The sequence below is a fragment of the Bacillus sp. FSL K6-0042 genome (genome assembly GCF_038006685.1).
In the GTDB taxonomy this organism is placed as follows: Bacteria; Bacillota; Bacilli; order Bacillales; family Bacillaceae_G; genus Bacillus_A; species Bacillus_A pseudomycoides.
Genome location: NZ_JBBOVS010000001.1, coordinates 162,571 through 185,281, shown reverse-complemented (window position 1 = coordinate 185,281; position 22,711 = coordinate 162,571). Strand labels below are relative to the sequence as shown.

The 22,711-nt window shown below is 34.3% G+C and carries 21 protein-coding genes, 6 pseudogenes, 1 riboswitch and 1 other annotated feature; of the genes and pseudogenes, 11 read left to right on the top strand and 16 right to left on the bottom strand.

The features are described 5' to 3' along the window. Positions 1–21: 21 nt before the first annotated feature. Both MHH45_RS27940 and MHH45_RS00980 read left to right on the top strand, forming a co-directional pair. Positions 22–123, top strand: a pseudogene (locus tag MHH45_RS27940) (DUF3796 domain-containing protein); the annotation flags it as partial. Next, positions 102–305: a helix-turn-helix transcriptional regulator gene (locus MHH45_RS00980; protein ID WP_016115458.1), complete on the top strand. Its 204-nt coding sequence runs from the start codon at positions 102–104 to the stop codon at positions 303–305. The pseudogene MHH45_RS27940 and the gene MHH45_RS00980, both read left to right, overlap by 22 nt. Before the next feature lie 104 nt (positions 306–409). Here the strand turns inward: MHH45_RS00980 and MHH45_RS00975 are convergent, their stop codons facing one another. From MHH45_RS00975 to MHH45_RS00965, 3 genes are all read right to left on the bottom strand, one after another. Continuing rightward, positions 410–1,105, bottom strand: coding sequence for a YjjG family noncanonical pyrimidine nucleotidase (locus tag MHH45_RS00975; protein WP_016115459.1), 696 nt, complete (start codon positions 1,103–1,105; stop codon positions 410–412). A gap of 255 nt (positions 1,106–1,360) precedes the next feature. After that, complete coding sequence (locus MHH45_RS00970; protein WP_016115460.1) at positions 1,361–2,383, bottom strand: tyrosine-protein phosphatase; 1,023 nt, start codon at positions 2,381–2,383, stop codon at positions 1,361–1,363. Positions 2,384–2,505: 122 nt separating this feature from the next. Then, positions 2,506–3,339, bottom strand: a complete 834-nt coding sequence (locus MHH45_RS00965; protein ID WP_016115461.1) for a hypothetical protein — start codon at positions 3,337–3,339, stop codon at positions 2,506–2,508. Between the two features lie 125 nt (positions 3,340–3,464). On the opposite strand from MHH45_RS00965, the gene MHH45_RS00960 reads away from it, so the two are divergent. After that, the gene (locus MHH45_RS00960; protein WP_016115462.1) at positions 3,465–4,304 is read left to right on the top strand and encodes a DUF2785 domain-containing protein; all 840 of its coding nucleotides are present in this window, start codon (positions 3,465–3,467) and stop codon (positions 4,302–4,304) included. A 19-nt stretch (positions 4,305–4,323) separates the two neighbouring features. Then, positions 4,324–4,791 (top strand): NUDIX hydrolase, encoded by a 468-nt coding sequence (locus MHH45_RS00955; protein ID WP_016115463.1) that lies wholly within the window; start codon positions 4,324–4,326, stop codon positions 4,789–4,791. Between the two features lie 8 nt (positions 4,792–4,799). Here MHH45_RS00955 and MHH45_RS00950 read toward each other — a convergent pair whose 3' ends face one another. Continuing rightward, positions 4,800–5,798, bottom strand: a complete 999-nt coding sequence (locus MHH45_RS00950; RefSeq protein ID WP_016115464.1) for a tryptophan--tRNA ligase — start codon at positions 5,796–5,798, stop codon at positions 4,800–4,802. 41 nt (positions 5,799–5,839) lie between these two features. Continuing rightward, positions 5,840–6,050, bottom strand: a binding site (T-box leader). Positions 6,051–6,190: 140 nt separating this feature from the next. Between MHH45_RS00950 and MHH45_RS00945 the strand changes: the two are divergent. Then, a pseudogene (locus MHH45_RS00945) lies at positions 6,191–6,436 on the top strand (1-deoxy-D-xylulose 5-phosphate reductoisomerase); the annotation flags it as partial. A gap of 80 nt (positions 6,437–6,516) precedes the next feature. On the opposite strand, the gene MHH45_RS00940 reads toward MHH45_RS00945, so the two are convergent. Further along, a complete protein-coding gene (locus MHH45_RS00940; protein WP_016115465.1) occupies positions 6,517–7,638 on the bottom strand; it encodes an AI-2E family transporter in 1,122 nt (373 codons plus the stop codon). A 487-nt stretch (positions 7,639–8,125) separates the two neighbouring features. Here MHH45_RS00940 and MHH45_RS00935 point away from each other — a divergent pair, with 487 nt between their 5' ends. After that, a complete protein-coding gene (locus MHH45_RS00935) occupies positions 8,126–8,584 on the top strand; it encodes a GNAT family N-acetyltransferase (protein WP_016115466.1) in 459 nt (152 codons plus the stop codon). Between the two features lie 42 nt (positions 8,585–8,626). Then, positions 8,627–8,770, top strand: a riboswitch (cyclic di-AMP (ydaO/yuaA leader). Positions 8,771–8,869: 99 nt separating this feature from the next. Continuing rightward, the gene (locus tag MHH45_RS00930) at positions 8,870–9,013 is read left to right on the top strand and encodes a hypothetical protein (RefSeq protein ID WP_003198661.1); all 144 of its coding nucleotides are present in this window, start codon (positions 8,870–8,872) and stop codon (positions 9,011–9,013) included. 303 nt (positions 9,014–9,316) lie between these two features. Here MHH45_RS00930 and MHH45_RS00925 read toward each other — a convergent pair whose 3' ends face one another. The 3 genes from MHH45_RS00925 to MHH45_RS00915 all read right to left on the bottom strand — a co-directional run bounded on the left by MHH45_RS00925 (position 9,317) and on the right by MHH45_RS00915 (position 11,751). After that, the gene (locus MHH45_RS00925) at positions 9,317–10,438 is read right to left on the bottom strand and encodes a PepSY-associated TM helix domain-containing protein (RefSeq protein WP_016133098.1); all 1,122 of its coding nucleotides are present in this window, start codon (positions 10,436–10,438) and stop codon (positions 9,317–9,319) included. A gap of 231 nt (positions 10,439–10,669) precedes the next feature. Then, on the bottom strand, positions 10,670–11,128 hold the full coding sequence (gene tsaA, locus MHH45_RS00920) for a tRNA (N6-threonylcarbamoyladenosine(37)-N6)-methyltransferase TrmO (protein WP_016115468.1): 459 nt from the start codon (positions 11,126–11,128) through the stop codon (positions 10,670–10,672). A 68-nt stretch (positions 11,129–11,196) separates the two neighbouring features. After that, positions 11,197–11,751 (bottom strand): CGNR zinc finger domain-containing protein, encoded by a 555-nt coding sequence (locus MHH45_RS00915; protein ID WP_016115469.1) that lies wholly within the window; start codon positions 11,749–11,751, stop codon positions 11,197–11,199. Positions 11,752–11,856: 105 nt separating this feature from the next. Between MHH45_RS00915 and MHH45_RS00910 the strand changes: the two genes are divergently transcribed. After that, complete coding sequence (locus MHH45_RS00910; RefSeq protein ID WP_088094548.1) at positions 11,857–13,041, top strand: MDR family MFS transporter; 1,185 nt, start codon at positions 11,857–11,859, stop codon at positions 13,039–13,041. 50 nt (positions 13,042–13,091) lie between these two features. On the opposite strand, the pseudogene MHH45_RS00905 reads toward MHH45_RS00910, so the two are convergent. Both MHH45_RS00905 and MHH45_RS00900 read right to left on the bottom strand, forming a co-directional pair. Continuing rightward, positions 13,092–13,343: pseudogene (locus tag MHH45_RS00905) on the bottom strand (GNAT family N-acetyltransferase); the annotation flags it as partial. Between the two features lie 86 nt (positions 13,344–13,429). After that, complete coding sequence (locus MHH45_RS00900) at positions 13,430–14,302, bottom strand: YitT family protein (protein WP_016115471.1); 873 nt, start codon at positions 14,300–14,302, stop codon at positions 13,430–13,432. Positions 14,303–14,538: 236 nt separating this feature from the next. Here MHH45_RS00900 and MHH45_RS00895 point away from each other — a divergent pair. Then, positions 14,539–14,670, top strand: a pseudogene (locus MHH45_RS00895) (DUF3267 domain-containing protein); the annotation flags it as partial. Between the two features lie 318 nt (positions 14,671–14,988). Here MHH45_RS00895 and MHH45_RS00890 read toward each other — a convergent pair. The 4 genes and pseudogenes from MHH45_RS00890 to MHH45_RS00875 form a co-directional block, all read right to left on the bottom strand. Continuing rightward, a complete protein-coding gene (locus MHH45_RS00890) occupies positions 14,989–16,425 on the bottom strand; it encodes a YcdB/YcdC domain-containing protein (protein ID WP_088094547.1) in 1,437 nt (478 codons plus the stop codon). A gap of 266 nt (positions 16,426–16,691) precedes the next feature. Continuing rightward, a pseudogene (locus tag MHH45_RS00885) lies at positions 16,692–17,069 on the bottom strand (FAS1-like dehydratase domain-containing protein). A 208-nt stretch (positions 17,070–17,277) separates the two neighbouring features. Further along, positions 17,278–17,703: a hypothetical protein gene (locus MHH45_RS00880; RefSeq protein ID WP_016115474.1), complete on the bottom strand. Its 426-nt coding sequence runs from the start codon at positions 17,701–17,703 to the stop codon at positions 17,278–17,280. Positions 17,704–17,765: 62 nt separating this feature from the next. Next, positions 17,766–17,870: an MBL fold metallo-hydrolase gene (locus MHH45_RS00875; RefSeq protein ID WP_340861714.1), complete on the bottom strand. Its 105-nt coding sequence runs from the start codon at positions 17,868–17,870 to the stop codon at positions 17,766–17,768. Positions 17,871–18,448: 578 nt separating this feature from the next. Between MHH45_RS00875 and MHH45_RS00870 the strand changes: the two genes are divergently transcribed. Then, positions 18,449–20,119 (top strand): ribonuclease J, encoded by a 1,671-nt coding sequence (locus MHH45_RS00870; protein ID WP_016131730.1) that lies wholly within the window; start codon positions 18,449–18,451, stop codon positions 20,117–20,119. Positions 20,120–20,391: 272 nt separating this feature from the next. Here the strand turns inward: MHH45_RS00870 and MHH45_RS00865 are convergent, their stop codons facing one another. Then, positions 20,392–20,763: a MerR family transcriptional regulator gene (locus MHH45_RS00865; protein WP_016115476.1), complete on the bottom strand. Its 372-nt coding sequence runs from the start codon at positions 20,761–20,763 to the stop codon at positions 20,392–20,394. Between the two features lie 524 nt (positions 20,764–21,287). Then, positions 21,288–21,620, bottom strand: a complete 333-nt coding sequence (locus MHH45_RS00860; RefSeq protein ID WP_016115477.1) for a nitrous oxide-stimulated promoter family protein — start codon at positions 21,618–21,620, stop codon at positions 21,288–21,290. Positions 21,621–21,940: 320 nt separating this feature from the next. On the opposite strand from MHH45_RS00860, the pseudogene MHH45_RS00855 reads away from it, so the two are divergent. Beyond that, positions 21,941–22,549 (top strand): annotated as a pseudogene (locus MHH45_RS00855) (hypothetical protein); the annotation flags it as partial. Positions 22,550–22,711: the final 162 nt, after the last annotated feature.

The following is a 22,711-nucleotide window of genomic DNA, read 5'->3' as shown; positions in this document are numbered from 1 at the left end:
TATTATTCACTTTTCATTTACCTATTTGTTTTACTTATTCTTACGTTTGGATTCTCTATTTATTTGTACAACAAACCAATTGATGAAATGGAAGATGCGCCATGGCATTCACAACAAAAATAAAAGAATACCACGCCCATTCACATATGACCCCAGACGATTTAGCAAAGCTTATTGGTGTTCGACGCGAAACCATTAGTCATTTGGAAAAGAGAAAATATACCCCTTCTTTACAATTGGCTTATGATATTGCAAAAGCATTGAACGCTTCTATTGAGAAAATATTCATTTTTGATGAAGTATAGTAAATCCCCCTCTCTACTATGACGTAGAAAGCGGGATTTTTGTGAAATTTGCACCTATTGTTGAGAATAGCCCAGTGTAGCTAAAAGAATTCATTAAAAAACCCTTAGTTCCCCGTCTTTCCTACAATCCTTATAATATCGGTTAAATCACGAATTTCATATGTTGGTTTAATGCCTATATTATTTTCCTTGCAACACGGGTTGAACCAGCACGTATCAATCCCGTAATTTATTCCTCCTTGAATATCGGAAGTTAACGAGTCACCGATAATTAATACGCTCTCTTTATCTGTAATCTGCAGCTTTGAAAATGCATAATCAAAAATCCCTCGCACTGGTTTTTGAAATCCCGCCTCTTCCGAAATGATAATATGCTCAAAAGTATCACAGAGAGGCGACCCCTTGATTCTAGATTTCTGCACATCTGTGAACCCATTCGTGATAATAGCTAACCGACAATCAGCAAGCGTATTACACAAGTCTACAGCTCCTGATACCATATGTATTTCCGTCCCTAAATAGCCAAGATATATACTGTTGAATATATCAGCATTTATTTCAAGCTTATGAGCTAGAAATAATCTCCTAAATCTCTCCACTCCCAATTCAGATAAAGTTAGAATCCCCTGCTCTAAATCCCTCCATAATACTCTGTTAATCTCTTTATAGCTGTCTTCATAATCCACCAATCCCGTAGGTAATCCGAAATCTACAAACGTTTTATTTAATGCCTTTTTTTCAGACATACTAAAATCAAATAATGTATCATCCACATCGAATAAGATAACTTTATATTTCATAGGTACCTCCATTACTCACTACTGCTCTAGTTTGAATATATATTTCAATTTCTGTTCATAATCAGAACGTCTATAAACCTACCTATATTTTTTCTCTCTCTTCTACTACATGTTGTGTAGCTGACCCTGGATTTCCCCTTCGAAATTCAGTTCTTTTAATACAGCTTTGTTCATTTATTCTGTCTCATTCTTCATTTAATAAAAATCTTATATTATATACATAATACAGGATTTCCCATCAAAACAATTTACATGTTACTTCTCTTCTAGTAACAATGTTTTCATATTTTCTAGTTGTTCTTTTGTAAAGCCAAGTCCTTTTTCAGCATAGATTTCAATACTGCCAAATTTATGGGTAATTTCATCAATTGCTGCCTGTAAATACTCTGCACGAGCTTCAAACATAGCCCCTAATATCTCTTTACTTTCCTCATTTTGTAACTTTGCACCTAAAAAGGCCATCATTTTTTGATTTAACTTTTCACGGAATCCGTTACTTAATAAATAATCTTGCATCACCGTTTTTTCTGGGACACCAAGAAGAAGTAATAATAAAGCAGAACCAAACCCTGTTCGATCTTTACCAGCTGTACAATGATTAACTAGCGGTAAATTTTCCGGATCTTGAACTAGCTGTAGAAAGCGTACAAATGCTTCATTACCCTCTACAAAGCCTTTATTCATTTCCACTAAATATTCACCTGGTTTTCCAAGCATCGATAAATCTCCGACTTGGAAAAACTCATTAATATTTAAATCTTTTGCTATATCTTGCATGACTGGTAAACAAACTTGACGAACACCAGTGATACTTGGGTTTGGTTTATGCTTTACTTCAAAATCTGTTCGGTAATCACATACTAGTTTTAAGCCAGACTGTTGTAAATAAGCAATATCCCATTCTGTTAATCCTGCTAATTCCTCTGAACGATATAAATTGCCCCACTTTACTTTGTGGCCATCACTTGTTTCATAACCACCTAAATCACGGAAATTAAATGCTCCTTGTAGTGATAACCTACGTTCAGCTACAGTAACTACTTGTCCATTACTTGCTACTAATCGAAAATAAGGACGTGCTTTAGGGCTTGGATCTTCTATCGTACAAGAAGATGCTTTTGATACTCTTAATAAAAATTGTCCATTTTCCTCAATCTTTTCTGATGAAGTACTCCAATAAATAGCAACTTCCTCTACTTCATCTTCCCATAATATATGTAACTTATTATCTAGATTTCGTTCTACACTTGCTTGTAACCAGCTTTTATGTTGTTTCATAATTTCACCAATGCTTTCTCTATATAATCCGTTAAATCAAGCAATACTCTATTCTATTGTATTACAAATATACTAGTTCTGTCGTGACTATATTTATGACACTCCCTTGTCTTTCTTAGAAATTAAGAAAAGATTTCTTGTACTTTTAAGAATGTTGTAGTTGGAATACCACGAAATACATAGGCAATCTGCTCGTCACCTAAATCTTGATATACGACTGTGCCACGCTGAGGATGTGTATAAAATTCTAGTCCATTTATCATTTGCATTGAACTGTAGTTTTTAATCCATGAAGATGCTGGATAGTAATTACGCTTCACATGGCGACACGCCCAAAGTGCATATAGTTGTTCTTTTACATCCCAGTACACATATTGCATTTCATTATTTCCTAAACCAATAGATTCGATTCGCCAAGAATTTGAGACTGTAATTGGTAAAGAGTTATATTGTATTTCATTTGGTGAAAACCACTTACTACATCTGCTTATTTCACCACCATTTGGTACTCTTGCTTGAAAACTTAATTGATGAAACGGTTTATTGATTTGTTTTTTTGCCTTCTCTAAATCTAATGGTTGCAAACCTTCCAAGAACTTTTCCATTTCTTGTTGTTGCACAAACCCTTCATCAATCGAAATTTCAATCTGCGTTTTCCATTTAGATATGGCATAACTAACTTTCCCTTTATAATTCAGCCCCCTCCAATATACAAGACCATTATACTGAAAGCATTCACCTTGTGCTTGATACATACAACTATCAGGAAATGTTGGCTCCATAATATCTAGAAAAAACTCTTTTACTCGAAATACTCCTGTTCGTGTAAAAACTTGAAACCGAAGTGTTTCCCATTTCTCTCCTTCCCTGCGCTCCGATACATTTTCAATATGCCATCCATCAAATAGCACAACTGGGTATAGCGTAATTATATGTTTAAGTTTTTGTTTTAACATAATAGCCCCCTCCTTCTTGACTACTTCGGGAGATGTTATTATTTATCCTTGCATGAGCAGGATTGTCTGCGAATATATAGAATACTAGGAAGCAAGGTGTTATTAAGGCCAGAGGAGGGACATCCTTGGATATCGTTACATTGCAACAACAACTCGATCTCATTCAACAAAATGACTATACGCAGATTCAGAACATCGATCTGAATGAGTTAAGTTCTCATATGATTGGGCATATTGGAACGACCGATAGCTATGTACGTGATCAATTAATATATAAATGCTTTGCACATTTTATTCAAAATGAATTCCTATCTCATGATAACTTGGAGACTTTGTTAACAACCTGTCTAGGCGATGATTACTTATATCAAGAAATCTCCTCTCCAAATACAGATGATGTTTTTACTCGTTCCTATACCACTTTATTAATAGGATTAATTATACAGTTCGATAATTCTCACTCATTCTTATCACAAGAAACCGTGCAAAAAGTAAAAGAAAAGCTTATTACATATATGAATCTTGAAACAGATTATCGTGGATATGTACAAGATAAAGGCTGGGCTCATAGTGTTGCCCATGCAGCCGATGCCTTTAACGAACTCGTGCACAGCGCACATATTAGCTGTTCCTGTTATGAAGAAATTGCGCATTGCATATTAAATAAAATTTTCATTTACTCTGCCTTATATCATAATAATGAAGATGAAAGAATTGTAACCCCCCTCCTATCTATGCTTTATTATGATTTCTCAAGAGAGCAACTTTTTTCAATTATTTATAAAAAAATAAAACGTTTACCACAATTCAAAAAAAGGCTCTCTTGTCATGAATACTGTATATTATGCGCAAATTTAAAAACTTTTTTACGAACCTTATTTTTCAGAACAAAAATAGACCCAAACCTTTCTTCTGTAGCAAATCGAGCAGAAAAAATGTTAAGAGAATTACATAAGTATTGCTAATTCTAAAGGAGAAAAGAAAATGGGATATATCGAAGACATGCGGAAGCTCGTAGGTAATCACCCGCTTATACTAATTGGTTCACACGTTATTATTGTAAATGAGAAAAATGAGATATTACTTCAACTCCGCACTGATTTTAATATGTGGGGCATTATTGGTGGTGCTCTTGAATATGGAGAAACATTAGAAGAAGCTGCAAACCGAGAAGTATTGGAAGAAACAGGACTTATCATAAAAGATTTAGAACTCTTTCACACCTTTTCAGGACCAAACTTGTTTCAAGTATATCCAAACGGCGATCAAGTATATGGTGTCATGGTTGTTTATATTTGCCGTAATTATGAAGGTGATTTGCAATGTGACCCTAATGAATCAAAAGAATTACGTTTTTTCCCATTGCATACACTCCCACATAATATTGGCGCTGTACCTAAAATGATTATTGATCAATTTCAACAATCATATGCAGCGAAAACAGAAAAATAAGGGAACGCTTATCGTTCCCTCTCATATCCAATCCGCTTTTTAATTTCAGCTAAATTCACCTTCGCGATTTCTCTCGCACGCTTCGCACCTTTTTCTAAAGCTTCATACAATAAGTGAGGCTCATTCATATATCTCTCATACTTCTCTCTCGGCTCTTCTAATTCACGGTTTACAACGTAAAATAGTTCTTTCTTCACTTCCCCCCATCCAATACCTTCTCTATATCGCTCTTGCATACTTCGTATTTCTTCCTCTGTTGCAAATTCCTTATATATCATAAATAATGTCTCAGGTTCTTTCGGTTCATGAGGTAGTGAAGAATCTGTTTTAATTTTAAAAATTAACTTTTTAAGCTTTTCAGGTTCTGCAAATAGCGGAATCACATTCCCATAACTTTTACTCATCTTTCGTCCATCAAGCCCTGGTAAAATGGCTCCTTCTTCTTGGATAATATACTCTGGAAGCCTAAAGGTCTCTCCAAATGTATGATTAAAATACGTCGCAATATCCCGAGCGATTTCAATGTGTTGAATTTGATCTTTTCCAACAGGCACATGACTAGATTGAAATAACAATATATCTGCAGCCATTAAAATTGGATACGTATACAATCCCATATTGACACCTGTATCAATATCAACACCTATTTCTTTATTTTGTTCTATCTTTGCTTTATACGCATGAGCTCGATTCATAAGGCCTTTTGGAGTCAGACAAGCTAAAATCCATGCTAGTTCTAAAATTCCCGGAACTTCAGTTTGTCGATAAAAGATAACTTCTTCTCCAAGCCCTAATGATAACCACGTTGCAGCTACCTCTTTTGTATAATCACGAAAAAGCTTAGGATCTTGTACAGCGTTTAATGCATGGTAATCCGCTATAAAATACAGTGCTTTCCCTTCTTGTTTTTTAGACATGTTTAATGCAGGTTTAATCGCCCCGATATAATTTCCTAAATGCGGGTGGCCAGTTGGCTTAATCCCTGTTAACATTATTTTCTCACTCACACTAGCTCCTCCTTTCCAAAATAAAAGAGCCCCTCATCCTAGAAAAGGACGAGAGACTCCCGCGGTACCACCTTTATTAGCTATAGTCATAGCTCACTTGATGCTTCTTTAACGCGAAGCAAATCGTCTTAGCCTACTCATTTCAGCTAGAAGCTCCCGAGCCCATTCCATATTTATCCCCTACTGATTCCCACCAACCATCAGCTCTCTGTGAAGTTCTAAATATGTACTCTTCACTATCATCACTTTTTGTTTATTTCTTACATTTTATCACATTTATTTTTCTTACAAACATAAATATTCTGTTTTCTGAAGAAGGAATTTTACCTTTTTTTGTTTAATTATATATAGGTTTGCAGAAAAGGATTCTACAACTTTGGAGGAATTATCATGGTAAAATATATTTCGAAAAACCAGATTTCAAAAAATCCCCTTGCCTACATTATGCTTATGAATCTGGAAAAACTGGTGGTACAACACTTGCAGTCTTAAATGCAGCTAATGAAATTGCAGATGCACTATATTTTAAAAATGAAATTTCATTTTTTGATATTGAAAAAACAATTTATTCTACACTCTAGGCACATCACAACATTGCAAATCCAGATTTAGAAACAGTATTAGACGCCGATCGTTGAGCTCGTGAATATGCAAACGAATTATTAATTAGAAAATGAAAAAAGAGCTAAAACAGAATGCGTCTGTTTTAGCTCTTTTTTTACGTGTTCAATTTAATAAATCTATAGCCATGTGTAACAAGTACCTTTAAAATCGCATATCCAGGAATCGCTAAAATGATACCCATCATCCCAAATAGATTTCCTGCTGTTAAAATAATAAAAATGATTGTAATTGGATGAATATCTAATTTTTTCCCCATTACTTGTGGTGAAATAAACTTTCCTTCTGCCAATTGAACAACCATCATAACAATGATTACCTTTAAGACCATTGCTGGCGAGTCAATAAAAGCAATAATTAAAGCAGGTGTAATTGCAATAATCGGCCCTACATACGGTACAACGTTTACAATCATCGCTAAAACTGCAAGTAACACGGCATATTTAATCCCAATAATTAAATAACCAATTAACAACATAATACCAATAAATAGGCTAACAATAATTTGCCCTCTAATATATGAGCTGATGGCGTAATGCATATCATCTAATATAAGCTTAGCTGAAGATCGTCTTTGTTCTGGAATAAATCTCAAAAAGTATCTTGGTAATTGTTCACCGTCTTTTAAGAGATAGAACAATATAAAAGGAACCATTACAAATGTAAGAACTACTTCTGTAAGTGTACTTAAGAACCCAGTTACATTCCCTGTCACTGATGATAGTGAATTTGTAAAATTTATTGTAGAATCTTTTACAATACTACCTACATCAATATTTAAGCTATCTTGAACCTTTCCAATTATATTACTTTCTCCAAATCTACGTGCTGCCCTTTCAATTTCATGACCGAAATATGGCAAGTTATCTATTAATGCATTTACTTGATCTTTAATAATCGGAATAACTGTTACAACAAGAAAAACAAACAACCCGGTTACAAGTATGTATATAGAAGCAATGGAAATGATTCTAGAAACACCTTTTCTTTCTAAAAGCGAAACAAATGGATGTAAAATATAAAATAGTACACCAGCTAACAACACTGGAAAAAAGATTGTTTTTAAAAAGACAATGAACGGTGTAAATACAAACGAAATTTTTGTTAGTAATAATATATTCACAAATAGTAAGGCAAATCCAAGTAGCACCGCTAAATAATTTTGCTCTTTAAAAAACTTTTTCAGTTTATCTCTCTTTCGTAAATTTATTTTCTCCAAATATACCACCTCTCTAAGTATGAAAAACCCTTAAAAAGGGCTTTATGAGACAATCAGTAATATATTTCTATTTACATGTAGCTTTTACTACAAATGATACACTTAAAGCCGATACAATTGCACCTAATAAACCAATAATAATATTACCAAACATGCCATGAAGAAATCCCTTCCCTTATCTGTTGCAATACTTATAATAGCCCCAACGAAAAATGTGATAATCCATCCCATTTTCCGTTCTCTTTTTCTATTAAGATGTTGATTTATAATTAAATATAAAAGGAGATTTACTACAATAACACGAAATTATGTACATACATTGTATCCAAAAAAACTAAATTCTGTCAAACAACATGGAGATTATAAGTATATTAAAATATCTTTTTTTCATTCTAAATTAGGATTTTAGCACTATTCGATGTGAATTGTATCTTATTTCAAGACAAAAACCAACCTACGTTCCCTCTTTCAGAAAGGAGATCAACAAATGATTTTTAAAATGAATCCTGCTTCTATTGAAGTTGCATCCGCTATTTTAGCAATCCAAATTCCTGCTTATCAGGTGGAAGCAAAATACATTAACAGTGTAGCAATCCCACGTTTATATGATACTGTGAAAGACATTCAAAATTGTAATGAGACATTTTATGGATACATCTTTGAAAATAAACTAATAGGTTTTATTTCTTTTGTAAATGAAGGAACAATTATTGATATCCATCGCCTAGTTGTATCACCCGACTATTTCCATAGAAGAATTGCAACAAAGTTACTCCTTCATTTATTTAGCGCATCCCCTGATACAAGTAAATATATTGTACAAACAGGGAAAGCAAACACCCCTGCCCTTTCTCTATATAAAAAACACGGCTTTGTTGAAGTAAACGACATTGTAGTACCCGACGGAATCGTCCTTACTCAATTAGAAAAAGACAGAAAAAAATAAATAGTTTGACTTATTTGTTTTATTATGTTATTTTTTACTTTATAAAACCTTTTGCTGAATCCAAATTTTGGAACGGGGGAACCATTTATGTAGCCTATGCTACTTGGGGCGAATCTTTTTTAAGTAGGGGAACTCTCACTTCCCGAGTCCGACAGCTAACCTCGTAAGCGTAATGGGAGAGGGAAGGTGCTTTTTACCTATGTTACACAGTATCCCTCCTTAACTATAAAGTGTATGGAATCGTTATCACAAAAAACTATATTTATAGTAAAGGAGACTTGTACAATGTTACGTTTATCAGATCATGAAATAAAAATGATGGAGCAACGCCTCCGATTGGAGCAACAGCGTACGTATCAAGCAAACAAAATTGTAGATAGTTTACATCACAAATACTTTTTTCAACATATTTTTCAGCCGAAAAGATAAATTAACATGCTAAAATTGCTAATAGGTAAAGGTAGAAACGTTGTAAATAAAAAAACTTTACTAAGTTAGCCCTTTTATGTTCTTTCTTTAAGTGAAAAAACATTATTCGATTTATTCAAAAAAAACAAAACTTCATTACCATGTGTAATGAAGTTTTGTTTGCTACTGAATCACTTAGAACATACGTCCTTTTAGTGCTCATATAATTTCTCTTTCTTACTAAGCTTCCTTATTACAATTATATAGGCGCAAAACAAAGCACACTTTATAAACAAGAGACTGCAAAGTTTGTAACATACGACCCTATGCTGCAGTTACTGAATTTCCTTTCTGCTCTCTCCTATTCTTTTTCTTATACCACCACATATATATTCCAGTAAACATTAAAATAGATGGAGTAAGTCCACCGATTACATATAAGACTTTTGTAAATATTCCACCAAATGTCCCTGTATGTAACGGAAGATGCCAAGTTTGATAGGTAAGTCCACGATCTACATTGGGATCCATCTTTGCGATTACTTTTCCACTATACTGGTCCATCCACACCTTTACATTCCCGTTTCCTGGATCATACGAACGGCTCATACGAATTTCGATAGCCCCTTCTGCCTTTCCTTGTTTCACCTTCTCCGGAATTCTCACTTGCATAATTGTTCCTTCTGGCACTTCTTTTTCAGCTGTATGTAATAATCGATCAAGAGGAAGCTTTCCACCTGAAAGGGGTTTAGAAATTAGCTGTTCTTTCGCTGGCATCACAGTAGCCTTTGCACCAAACCATCCAAAAATAGTTTTATCATACACAAAAAGACCACCCGTTAACGAAACGATAAGTAAAAATGGAACAGAAACAGCACCAATAACTCTATGTAGATCAAATTGCTTTACATATTGATTCCTGCTTTGACGAATAATAAATCCACGCATCCATTTTCTGATTCCAGGCCACCATAAATATAACCCTGATAAAATAATAAAAAAGAAAATAAATCCAATTATACCTACAATCTCTTTCCCCTTAAAATCATTAAGAAGTAAATGATAATGAAGTTCACCTACTTGATTAAAAAATGCTTTTTCTCCTAATTCTCCATTAATTTTACCGCTACCTGGATCAATATAAATTTCTTGTTTTTCTTTTCCTTCTTTCACTCGAAATAAGTAAACACCTTGGGCACTTGGTTCATCAGGTGTATACACACGTTGAATATCACCTTTTGGGTGTTCTGCTGCTATAGTTTGAATTGCTTTCTCATAAGTAACCTTTTCCCCTTCTGTTACTCTGTATAAATCAGGATGTAATATACGATTTAGCTCGTGTTCAAAAACAAGTAAACTTCCTGTCAATCCAATTAGTACAATAAACATCCCAGCTATCATACTAAGGTATAGATGAATCTTCCTAATCACCTTTCGTACTTTCATACATATCCCCCTTAATTTATGAAAATCAAATTAATATTAAAGAGAATAATTATCATTGTCAATAACGAAAAGTTAGTTTACTTTTTCTTTTTAACCAGTTACATATTTCTTCAAAAATGAGTAATCCATAAATAGACAAATAAAGAAAGAGAAAATTGAAATATACATTCCGTTTCTCTCTTTCTTTGTTTAGCTAACAATTTGATAATGTATCAATCTATAAGTACTGTTTTAAAAATAATTCTTCATTAGCTCACTCATCCAATTCGGAACACGAACATTCTCTCTCACATCAAATGCAGCAATATATGGTTTTACATCTAAAATAGCTGTTTGATCATTAGCATCTAACCCTTTTACTGTAATAATATTGTTTTTAATTTCTAATATTTCAACAGTAGTAATTCCAATTGGATTCGGACGATACTTTGTCCTTTGTGCAAAACATCCCTTTTCATCAAAGTCACTTAATCCTCTTGGTCTTCTAATCCATGATTTGTCGTTTTCTTCCTGAAAATCATTCATATAGAAAATAATAGTGGCATGAGAATATTCATCAAGGCCAATTAATCCTTCAATATATTCTGGGTATATCCTAATATTAGAAATAACATTTCCCCAATTACTATATACTTTTTCATCGATAGAAGAATGTACCTCTCCAATTTTCACCATATTAATATTACTCATTATTTACACCTTCTTTTTTATACAGTAACTTATTTTCTTGCTTTAACAATTAAAGTCGTCGGTAACATTCACATCATATAACCTGAGCGTCCTTTTCTCTTCGCCCGATAATTTTTCACTTTCGCAATCGTACCACACGCTCTCCCATCTTTACCTCCAGCATACATACCACACCAACGTTTACTCCCATTACGAGAATAATCATAAAAAACCCAGCGGCAATCTGGACATGCTTTTAACCGGCTCCATCTCTTTTGATCAATAGCAACCAAAATACTTTGTAAAATCATCGTATACAAATTTTCTTCTCCAATTGGTTCATATGCAACAGAATCCATATTCTCTGTCACACATACTCGAAACGGATACTTTCCAAACCATTCTTGTAGTGTCCCTTTCTCCTCAACCACGAAACGAATTCCATCTCTAAATTGCTTCAGCTCATCCAACGTACCAAAAGAGAGTTCCTCATCAAAATGGTTTCTCATAAATTGAAGTACATCATCTATTGTATTAAGCTCATCTACCTGCTTCCTTGTATCATTTGGAATTCTCCATGTATTTAAAAAATTTCTTACAACTTCTAATTGTCCTGGTGCCTCTTGGCCGTGACTCAAATTCATTCACCATCTTTCTAAAATTTACTTTTTTCTGACTTTATGTATAATTATAATATAAAACAGTTAACCATTAAAAATTTTTAACGGTTACATTCCAGGAGGGATTTTATGAAAAACTTTTCAATACCCATACGTTTTATACTCATTTCTTCCTTTTTCATGGCATTTGGATACTTTGCTGTGTATGCCTTTCTCGCTATTTATTTATCAAGTTTTTTACACTTTTCTGCCATGCAAGTAGGAACAATTTTAACAATTATGACTATCACATCACGAGTTATCCCTTTATTTTCTGGTATCATTGCCGACAAAGTAGGCTATATGATTATGATGATATCTGGTTTACTATTAAGAGGCATTGGCTTTATTTGTTTAGGAATATTTTCAGAGTTTCATACTATTTCAATTTCTGCTTCACTAATTGGGTTCGGAACTGCATTTTATGAACCCGCTGCACGCGCTGTATTTGCCTCACAACCTGCTCGTATCCGAAAAGATTTATTTACATACTTAAATCTCGCTTTTAACAGCGGAGCTATTATCGGCCCAATTGCTGGCAGCCTGTTACTCATATGGAATCCTTTGTATCCATTTATACTTACTGGATCACTCATGTTATTATTTGCTGTCCTTTTTTATCCTCTTAGAAGTCACTTTCAAGTCTCTACGGAAAATGTACAGCTCTTATCTGGATTTAAAGCCGTTATTGAAAATAAACATTTTCTCTCATTCTCAGGCATCATGATTTTCTTTTACATTATGTTCACTCAACTTACTGTTGCTCTTCCTCTTCATATGACCAACATCAGTCATAATGAAAAATTAGGAGGAATTGTTATTACAATGAATGCTATTACAGGCGTTTTATTTATGATTGCTTTTAGGAAAATCTTTCACAAATACACTACACTATCGATTGTAAAATATGGCGTTCTATTAATGGGAATTTCTTTTTTACTAATCCCCTTATTTCAAGATCCGTATTGGCTATTTGTTTGTGTTATTTTATTTACAATTGGTGAAACACTTGTATTACCTAATGCTGACATTACAATCGCGAATTACAGTAATGAATCTTATACAGCTACATATTTTGGTTTTTACCAGCTATCTCTCGCTGCCGGATTTATGATTGGAAACTATACAGGAACATGGCTTACATCACAGATGCAAGAGACATATACACCTTGGTTTATTTTGGGAACACTTGGTGTTATAGGTTTTATTTTGCTTCATATTTTAAAAAATATGGAGCAAAAACACGAAAAAGAGATGATTCATACAGGATTATAAACGTATATAATGCAATGAAAAGCACCGTCCAGTCTATTGAACGGTGCTTTTCATAAAAAATTATAATTTTTTAACATTTTAGAATTAGTCAATTTAACACCTTTACGTTCTACGGTTTGTGAACAAACCATTTTGTAGCCTCCAAGTTCAAAAAATGGCTTAGCTGTAATACTTGCTTCTGTATCAATTTCTAAAAGATTTAATTTCTTCGTCTCAGATTCAAGCATATCAACTAAAGCTGTGGCTATACCTTGTCCTTGATAATCTTTATGAACATACAGTCTATCTAAGTGTCCATTATGCAGTGAACTTTATTTCAAATCCATAATAATATCCAGTATAAAAAACACCTTTTAGTAAAACTAAAAGATGTTTTTTTGTGAAACCATTAATGAATATCATGTTTTTTGAAATTACCGCCTTTTACTTCTGCTACGTCATATACGGTAATAAAGGCATTTTCATCAATTTCATGAATGAGTTCTTTCATTTTACTTTCTTCTAAACGGTTAATGACACAAGTGATTTCTTTAAATTGTTCCTTTGAATAACCGCCGTAAACTTCATTATACGTTGCACTTCGACCTAAGCGATCTCGAATTGTTTCTACCATTAATTCAGGTTCCTTTGTGATAATTTTAAAGGTTTTAGAACCACTTAAACCTACTTCAACGATGTGAATTACTTTAGAGGCAATAAAGTAAGCAATTGCCGAAAGAATAGCTCCTTGAAGACCAAATACTGTTGAGACAAAAATAAAGACAAACATGTTTAAAAATAAGATGAGATCACTTGTCCCAAAAGGTAATTTTCGAGAAAGTAATACGGCTAACATATCAATTCCATCTAATGCGCCACCATTACGCAATGCTAACCCCATACCAAAGCCGATGATAATCCCACCAACAACGGTAATTAACAATGTATCACCTTGAATAATAGTTGGTACTTGGTGCATAAGGACAGTACCGATTGCTAGTGAAGCAATACCGATAACCGAATAAACAGCAAAACTTTTACCAATTTGCTTATATCCTAACCAAACAAAAGGGATATTAATGACTGCAATTAGAATTCCTAATGGTAATCCAAATAGTTCTGAGCTAACGATACTTAAGCCCGTCACACCACCATCTGATACGTTGTTTGGGATTAATACTGATTCTAGTCCATACGCTGTTATAAATGCCCCAATAATAATCATTAATGCTCGTAAAACGATTTTTAGTTTATGGGGCTTGTTCTTTTTGATTGTACTCATATAATTTCCTCGCTTCAAACTTTTTTCCTTTTCATTACTACACATTTTTTAATCAGTTAAACTCATTCCTAATAACTATTCTAACACATTTCCATCAGAATATTTCTTGAAGTATTTTGCCTCTTTAAGTAATTTTTTTCACAATCTCTTCTAAAATGTAAAAAAGATATCCAATTTTCTTTTAAGCTGTTATTCAACAAAGTGGCCCGATTGTGGAATTACAGAACGGGCATATTATTAAATCAATCCTATTATTTGTATGTTGGATAAACTCATTAATTTCCTCCTCAGATATCTACAATTCAGTTTTAATTGCAATTAAACCGAAGAACTCAGTTTTTTGCAGAGGTTATTATCAAGTGAAATAGTATTATGTTGGTTTGAAATAAAGTTTGGTCAAAAATACCCCGCAAGCCAGCATTATGCAATAAATAAAAAGCATTCATTTTGAAAAAAGATTTAATCAAAACACGCTCTTAATATTTTCAGTTGGTTCACTCTTTTATAAAAAAGTCTGATCATTCCCTATCTATGTTGCTTCACAATCGCGCCCTTTAATGGAATAACTATCTTAAAATCACTTAATTCTTAATTAACTATAGATTTAGTTGAATAAGAAAACATAGTTATAGTTTGGTTAGTTAATTTTGTCCCTTTGAACCTGTCCAATTTGACGTCATCACATGTTATTTATCTATATTGGAAATAACTGCTCCAGTCATGGCATCAATGTACTGGATGGAGGTCCTGGAATGACAATCACACGCTTGATAAACAAGGATATAGGATTCTGTTTCACTATCATAATTTTTGTTCCAAGCTAATTCAAAATCCAAATGATTGATAAATATTTCACTTGCTTCTTTTTTAGAAATAACCGGTTCAACAGGGATTTGGCTCAATTGTTCCATATCAAAACGCGGTCCACTATAATGATCAACCTGTCCTGTTTGACGATTAACAACAACCATAACTAATTCAAGTTGAATTGGTATACCATGACCGTTATGCATATGGAATGTAAATGATTCTTTCATTGAAGAATCATCCTCTTCTTCCTCGTTTTCTCGAACAATCAGTTGTAGATATCGATAATAATCTGGAACAATCATTTGTAAAAACGCAATGGCTTTTTGATAACATGCCTCACGACTAAGTTTAAGATCGCCACTTCGTTCATTAAACCACATAAAGCTTCTGATTTTACCAGTTTTCTTTGAAATGAAGGCTTTAACTGTATCTTCTGACTGTCTTTTGAAAAAGCCATTTATAGATAAATCTCCTTCCTTCATCTCCCAGTCCCGATCACGCCACACTATGCCCGTTTCTTCTCCCATATCTACTTCACGAATGACTTCCATCCTCTCGGTAATACCAATGATATCTTCAATAGATAAATCTTTTCGTAAGGTCGTACTCGAAGGAGGAGTAAGCAAGACATATGTTTGCGGAGCGTCTTCGTCATGTATAATCGTTAACGTTGGTTTCAAAACGCCAGCTTTATATTTCATAAAAAATTGCTCAGGTTCGTACACAAGACGGAGTCCATCTACTGCTATATCATGAGTAGCAGTATACAACTTTGCAATTGTCAGTTGAAAATTAAGTCTATTTTGTACGTGTTCAACCAGTTTTTCTTTTGAAATCAACGTTTTCGGAATATCAGGAATCCTTTTCACACCTTCATATGTAAAGTTAACAATATTCCCCGCGAGGTCTATATCAATATAACAACCAGCATGTTCTAACGGTAAGTCCATTACGATTTGTTCATAGTAAAAACGGTCTGCACAAGTAATTTCTTTTGTTTTATAGTATGTTAAATCTTTTAATGCTTCAGGATAATGGCTAAGTAAGAATTGTTCGGCACATTCTCTTTTTTCCTCTATATTTAAAGGCATCACATCTGAATTTTTATCGTTATTATCAATTGATAAACCAGTCAAATTACCAGATAAATCCAGGTTAATAGTAATACCCTCATCTTGTTCTTCGTTTGTCCATGAAAACATAGCCTCCCCTTCTCCATTCTCTCGCTCAACATACTCCTCTATGAGAGGTTGAAAATGACTAGGAATTTGGACCATCGATATTGCACGTTTCTTTAATTCTTCTCTTAGCAAGCAAGCCACCTCTGTATTTTTGATATTTCTTTCTCTTTCTCCACTATTTTAATTTTACATTACTTAAAAGAATTGATATACTTTCTTGCATTTTTCTGCTTCTTTGAATAACGTCAGTATAATAACTACTTCGAAACCTTTTCAAAAAATCCCTGCATATTCCACAAAATGGCCCTATAATAGAATAATAAAAATAGAGAAACAGATACAACTTAGCTTATTTTTCTTCAAGTAACGCCCCCGTTGCTTGAAGAAAGTATAAAAATTTAAGGTATTACACCTGAAAAATCCCCTTTTAACACTTCTTTTTCATTCTGATTTTTACATAAAAAAGATGCAATAATAACTGTTCTATTATTTTCTTGCCTTTCGTATTTTTCAATTTTCACTTCACAACTTATTGTATCCCCCGAAAATACAGGTCTTAAAAACTCAAAATTCATAGTACGAGCCAGTACGTTATGATCCCCACCAACTTTTGTTGGTAAAGTTGCCGTTTATAAACCTTGAACTACAAGTCTACCCTGTTCATCTGGGGTTATATGATGAATCCCTTCATCACCTGAAAGCTCTGTAAATAATTCAACATCCCTTACTGTAAAAGTCCGTTCAAATGTAATTATATCTCCTACTTTTAATGGCATATGAATCTCCTTCTGAAGGTTTTATACTGTACACTTAATAATAATCAGAATATTACAACAATACCAAACGATATTCAATAACCCATCCGTTAGTGAAAAAGCGTCTCTGCATGCAGACGGTAGCCTGTTAGTTATACAAGCACGTACTTAAATTTTTCTAAGGGAAATACTAAATATTGAGGTGAGTTCAGTTCATTCTATTGAAGTCTTATCTTGTTGTGAGAAAATCTTGAGGTTTCCAATCTATCGGCTTTATGCTCTTATTCATCCATTTCTTTTGTGCTGCTTGGTATGGGATGGCAGCGATTAAATGATTATTGTGCCAGCTTACTGCTCCGGAACGAATCATTTCATCGAGTAGTATTTGAATAAATTCTTCTAGCTGAAGCTGGAAAGAGTAGCGTGCAAAATCTTGGAACCAACCACACTTTAGTAGGTAGTTATCGATTTCTTCTTTTGCCAATCCGTTTTTAAGGATTAATGTGAATGAAAAAATCCTCTTGCAGGCATGCCATGAAACTTTTTCTGGCATCCTGAGCCACTTTTCAAACCGTTCCCTTGCTGCATCAATAGCAGCGAGAGGATTCTCCATTTGAGGTCCATGTCCTGAATATGCCTGTTGAATCCGGAGCATGGACAATCCTTCCAAACTTTCAATAGATCGTTGGATGGATGCCACACCCTCTCGAAAAATATTTAACCATCGATATCATTTTTGTGAAAAAGATCTCCGCAAATTAATATCTCTTCTACAGGTTCATATAAAGAAATATGCCCTAATGTATGTCCTGGTGTGTACAAGAACTTTCAAGGTTCTACTTCCTGTATTAATCTCATCGTTATCTGAGAGCTTTGTATCGACTCGATAAGGTTCTACAGGCTGCTCTAACCATTCTGCACTACAGGCTTCAGGGTCACAAGAATTAATTAAATCGGCGTCCCATTTATGAGCAGCAATCGTAACAGCATAATTTTTTTGAAGATGATAATTGCCTCCTACATGGTCACTATGCTAGTGCGTGTTTACAATAAGATGTAACTCTTCTGGAGAAACGCCTGTTTCTTTAATTAATTGCTCTGTCTCTTTCGCATCACTTCTGCATAACGATCTTCCATTATCGGGCGTATTTCTTATAAAAGAATTGCGTCTTTATTAAGAATCAAAAACCATGAGTGATTTCAATAGCAGCTGTCTCCACGGGAGGAAAGACCTCGATAACGATGTGAGAAACTAAGACATCAATGTTATAGTCAGTATTTTTAGGAAAAAAACAAGTCTAGAGTTCCCTTTTTTATAGGAAGCTCGAGCATTCGACCCACTGATAAAGGGAAACCCAAAGGGCATACTAAGATTATATTTAAAATGGGAGGATATAAATTTGAGTACAATAGAGAATGCATTATCTATCTTCGCCTTAGGCGGCTTGAATGAAATCGGGAAAAATATGTATGCAATCGAATATTCAAACGATATCGTGATTATCGACTGTGGCAATAAGTTTCCAGATGAAAGTTTATTAGGAATTGATTTGATTATCCCTGATATAGCTTACTTAGTAGAAAATAAAGATAAAGTCAGGGCTTTAATTGTCACACATGGACATGAAGATCATATCGGGGGGATCCCGTTCTTCTTAAAAAAATTGAATGTACCCGTTTATGCCACACGCTTCACACTAGGATTAATTGAAATCAAATTAAAAGAACATAAACTTCTAAGAGAAAGCGAACTTGTTGAAATCAACTCAAACTCAAACTTGACAATCGGAGAAATGAGTGTAAGCTTTTTCAAAGTGACCCATAGTATTCCTGATTGCTTGGGAATGGTCTTTCACACACCAGAGGGTAATATTGTACATACGGGGGACTTCAAGTTCGATTTAACCCCTGCGAATAATGAGAATTCGGATATTCATAAAATGGCTGAAATCGGCAAAGAAGGAGTCTTGCTTCTATTGTCTGAGAGTACCAATGCAGAACGTCCTGGTTTGACCCCATCGGAACAAATGGTAGGTGAACATGTGGAAGCAGCTTTCATGAAAGCCGAACGCAAAGTTATTCTTTCTACCTTTGCTTCAAATATTAGTCGCGTTCAGCAAGTCGTGAATGCAGCGCAAAAAACAAATCGAAAACTTGCGTTGCTTGGACGAAGTATGGTTAAGGTCGTAGCGGTTGCTATGGAACGTGGTTATTTAACAGTTCCATATGGAATGTTAATTGACCCACATGAAATCAATGAAATGGCTCCTGAAAGGGTGGCTATTTTATGCACGGGGAGTCAAGGAGAACCATTGGCTGCTCTTGCTCGCCTGTCCACTGGAAACTTTCGCGGTGTCGACATTTTACCTGAAGATACGGTTATCTTTGCAGCAGGTCCAATACCCGGGAATGAACGAAATGTCACGAGTATCGTAGACAACTTATTTGCACTTGGAGCCAAAGTGATTTATGGATCAGGAAGTACATCCGGAATGCATGTTTCTGGCCATGGTTATCAAGAAGATTTAAAACTAATGCTTACATTAATGAAACCAAAATATTTTATTCCCATTCACGGTGAATTTAGAATGCTACACCATCACCGTTTGTTAGGTGAATCCGTTGGAGTAGAGCAAGGAAACACGTTTATCATCAATAATGGCGATGTCGTCGATATTGAACATACCATTGCCCGTCAGACCCGGAAAATACCGGTTGGGAATACCTACGTAGACGGGGGGGATGTCGATAATATTGGGGAAGTTGTGTTACGAGACCGCAAACAACTTTCAGAGGATGGGATGCTCATGATTGTTTTAACTATGAGCAAAGCGGAAGGAAAACTGATTTCTGAACCCGATACCATTTCTCGTGGATTTGTGGATAGAGATTTCTCGGAACTCCGAAGAGACGTTAATCGACTTACTACAAAAACTGTTAACGAGCTACAAGAAGCAAATAGAAACCAATGGAATGTAATAAAAAAACAAATAAAAAAATCAATACGACAATATGTATATACACATACTAAGAAAAAGCCAATGATTGTTCCTATACTTATTGAAATCTAATAGGGGGAAAGTTTTCAAAAAAATGAATTAATTGATCTTCAACAATTGGGCGCAATTCTTGTCCTGTTATAAAAATGTTTTAGACCGAACATCGTTGGTCTGATTAGATTTCTCTATTCTTATTTTTCTAATTTAATAAAATAAAGATTTAGACTGCGGACTAAGTTTCATTTCGTGAAAAAAGTTTTTATTAAAATAAAGTATTAGACTGAATAGCAGATATGCGATTTTTATACGAGAAATATGTAAAGTGACAATAAAATTATTTAATTTTAAAACCTCAAACACGCATAACCCCATGCTGATTTTAGGATGGGGTTAAAATAAAATTGTTTAATTTTTTTAAGGTCTTGAATTTTATGTTGGATGTCCTCTAATTTAAGAACAGTGAAATCATATATGTCACGGCACTTTGCTTCATTGCGATCGACACCCCCTAGCAATTTGTCAATTTCATTTAAGGTAAATCCCAATTCCTGCGTCCGTTTTATGAAATTCAAATGATCGACCGTTTGTAGGGAATACACTCGGTATCCTTTTTCGGTACGATTAGGCTCTGGAATTAAGCCTAATCGTTCATAGAATCGAATGGTCTCCTTGTTAACGCCACACTTTTCAGCCAGTTCTCCAATACGATATTGCATCTATCTCACCTCATATAAAGTATAAACCCTGTACCATAGTACAGGGTCAAGGGAAGTATTATTTACTATATTATCGATCTACTTTCTTAAAATAAACTGTCATTTTTCAATAAGCCTTACTCAACAATATGGCCCAATTGTTGAACAAGAAAAAATCCTGCATATTCACACAGGATTTTTAATCAAACTTTATTATAAATGATCAATCTTTATTATAAATAATCGAACTTTGTTTTAAATAATCTATCTTTTTTATAAAACAACATAAACGATATTTAATGCTTGTTACGGGACTTTGTTTTTGATAATGAGTTTCGGAACTGGTTTTTGACCATCTTTCTGTTAGTTTCGTTAGAACTCAATAAAGTTCCTTAAACGTCCGTTTTTGACTCCTATTGTTAAATCCTTGTTATATGTAAACGACAAATAGACCTAAAGATATAATAAAATTGATTTTTTAGGTCTATTTGTCGTTTACGTTAATAAAAGAAAAAACGGGCTTGTTAGACAACCCGTTTTTTCTTTTAGCTCTTTTTTCTTTTCGGTAAGTCAGGAGCCTTCTTTATCGTGTCAACAACATGCATGACCGCGAAATATGGATGTTTTAAAATCATTTTCGGTCCGCTCTTCTTCATAACATCCTTAACGAAATCTTTCATATCTGGTTTATAACAATGAATTTTGCAATTTTGACATGCTGGCTTCTTCTCTTGAAATGGACATTTTGATAAACGAAAATAAGCATACTCTTTTAACTTCTGACATTCTTCACATATAGTATCTTGTTCATGTTCGTTTTTACAATACATATCAATCATAATGCTAATTGTTTTCTCTTCACGTTCAATTCGATTCATGGCTAGCGCCTCCCGTTCCAAAGTCTCTCCGCTTTGATTGTAAGACTTTTTTAGAGGGTTTACATGAATTTTTATTGACAGTTTTTCTAATGTTTATCTCTTTCCTACGAATTATTAATGGAGAATGTCCCTACCAATCATAACCAACAGTAAAAGCGAACGCATTAAGATTTAAATAAACATCTTTCTTTTTCTTACGAGCTTCGGATGCTTAAACCACTGGAACAACAAGCGTCCACTCGATTCTTCCACGCTATTGATTGATCTGTTTTGACATGGAACTGATTCTATTGGTAGGTGGGGACAGTTTGACGCTTACGAACCATGACAAATGGAAAACATTCTTTTCCCGTGCTCAAAATAAACAACTCATTCTATCTGGTCGTAAAGATGCGAAACACGAAAATTTTGTATTCCAGTATGTGATCGAGAAACAGGAATTATGGATGACGACAAGTACAGGAAAACCGGTTATGTTTCCAGCGGTTACGTTCCCGTATGGACAAGAAATCATTGAAGAAGTGATCATAACTCAATTACAGTGTAAAAATAAGAAAAAAAACGGTAAACCGATTGCGTGGTCTGTGGAAGACCATGGTGAATATTACATTGCAAAATGTTTAGTCGATGTACCGGAAAATCCAAACACAAATTATAGTAAAGCAGATGGTGTTATTGGTGTAGATTGCAATCTTGAGCATTTTGCGTGGGCAAATGTAACAAAGGATGGAAATTATAAAGGAAGTGGTTCCCTCCATTTTTCGATTCTAGGTAAATCCACCGGACAAATCACAAAGATCATCGAAGTGGAAGCCATTCGCTTAGTTGACTTAGCGAAGCGGTATAATAAGCCGAAAGAAGCCTTACAGATCGAGCGATTAGACGTATTTGAAAGTGAAAAGAAAAAGCTAAGAAAATTGTTTGCATAAAGAAAAAAGAACACCTTGTCTCAGTCTCTTACACTTGTTACCAGAGTAGATAACAAGTCTAGGAACTGGATGCATGACAAAGTGTTCTACACCTCGATATAAGAAAAAAGTAGCTGTACCTGTTTTCCACGGAAGATAGAATAGGTCGTCTTACATAAGGAC

Excerpts from the sequence above, each read along its gene's own strand:
- MHH45_RS00980 (WP_016115458.1), top strand. The coding sequence starts at position 102 with ATGGCATTCACAACAAAAATAAAAGAATACCACGCCCATTCACATATG.
- MHH45_RS00975 (WP_016115459.1), bottom strand. The coding sequence starts at position 1,105 with ATGAAATATAAAGTTATCTTATTCGATGTGGATGATACATTATTTGAT.
- MHH45_RS00970 (WP_016115460.1), bottom strand. The coding sequence starts at position 2,383 with ATGAAACAACATAAAAGCTGGTTACAAGCAAGTGTAGAACGAAATCTA.
- MHH45_RS00965 (WP_016115461.1), bottom strand. The coding sequence starts at position 3,339 with ATGTTAAAACAAAAACTTAAACATATAATTACGCTATACCCAGTTGTG.
- MHH45_RS00955 (WP_016115463.1), top strand. The coding sequence starts at position 4,324 with ATGGGATATATCGAAGACATGCGGAAGCTCGTAGGTAATCACCCGCTT.
- MHH45_RS00935 (WP_016115466.1), top strand. The coding sequence starts at position 8,126 with ATGATTTTTAAAATGAATCCTGCTTCTATTGAAGTTGCATCCGCTATT.
- MHH45_RS00930 (WP_003198661.1), top strand. The coding sequence starts at position 8,870 with ATGTTACGTTTATCAGATCATGAAATAAAAATGATGGAGCAACGCCTC.
- MHH45_RS00925 (WP_016133098.1), bottom strand. The coding sequence starts at position 10,438 with ATGAAAGTACGAAAGGTGATTAGGAAGATTCATCTATACCTTAGTATG.
- tsaA (WP_016115468.1), bottom strand. The coding sequence starts at position 11,128 with ATGAGTAATATTAATATGGTGAAAATTGGAGAGGTACATTCTTCTATC.
- MHH45_RS00915 (WP_016115469.1), bottom strand. The coding sequence starts at position 11,751 with ATGAATTTGAGTCACGGCCAAGAGGCACCAGGACAATTAGAAGTTGTA.
- MHH45_RS00910 (WP_088094548.1), top strand. The coding sequence starts at position 11,857 with ATGAAAAACTTTTCAATACCCATACGTTTTATACTCATTTCTTCCTTT.
- MHH45_RS00900 (WP_016115471.1), bottom strand. The coding sequence starts at position 14,302 with ATGAGTACAATCAAAAAGAACAAGCCCCATAAACTAAAAATCGTTTTA.
- MHH45_RS00880 (WP_016115474.1), bottom strand. The coding sequence starts at position 17,703 with ATGCTCCGGATTCAACAGGCATATTCAGGACATGGACCTCAAATGGAG.
- MHH45_RS00865 (WP_016115476.1), bottom strand. The coding sequence starts at position 20,763 with ATGCAATATCGTATTGGAGAACTGGCTGAAAAGTGTGGCGTTAACAAG.
- MHH45_RS00860 (WP_016115477.1), bottom strand. The coding sequence starts at position 21,620 with ATGAATCGAATTGAACGTGAAGAGAAAACAATTAGCATTATGATTGAT.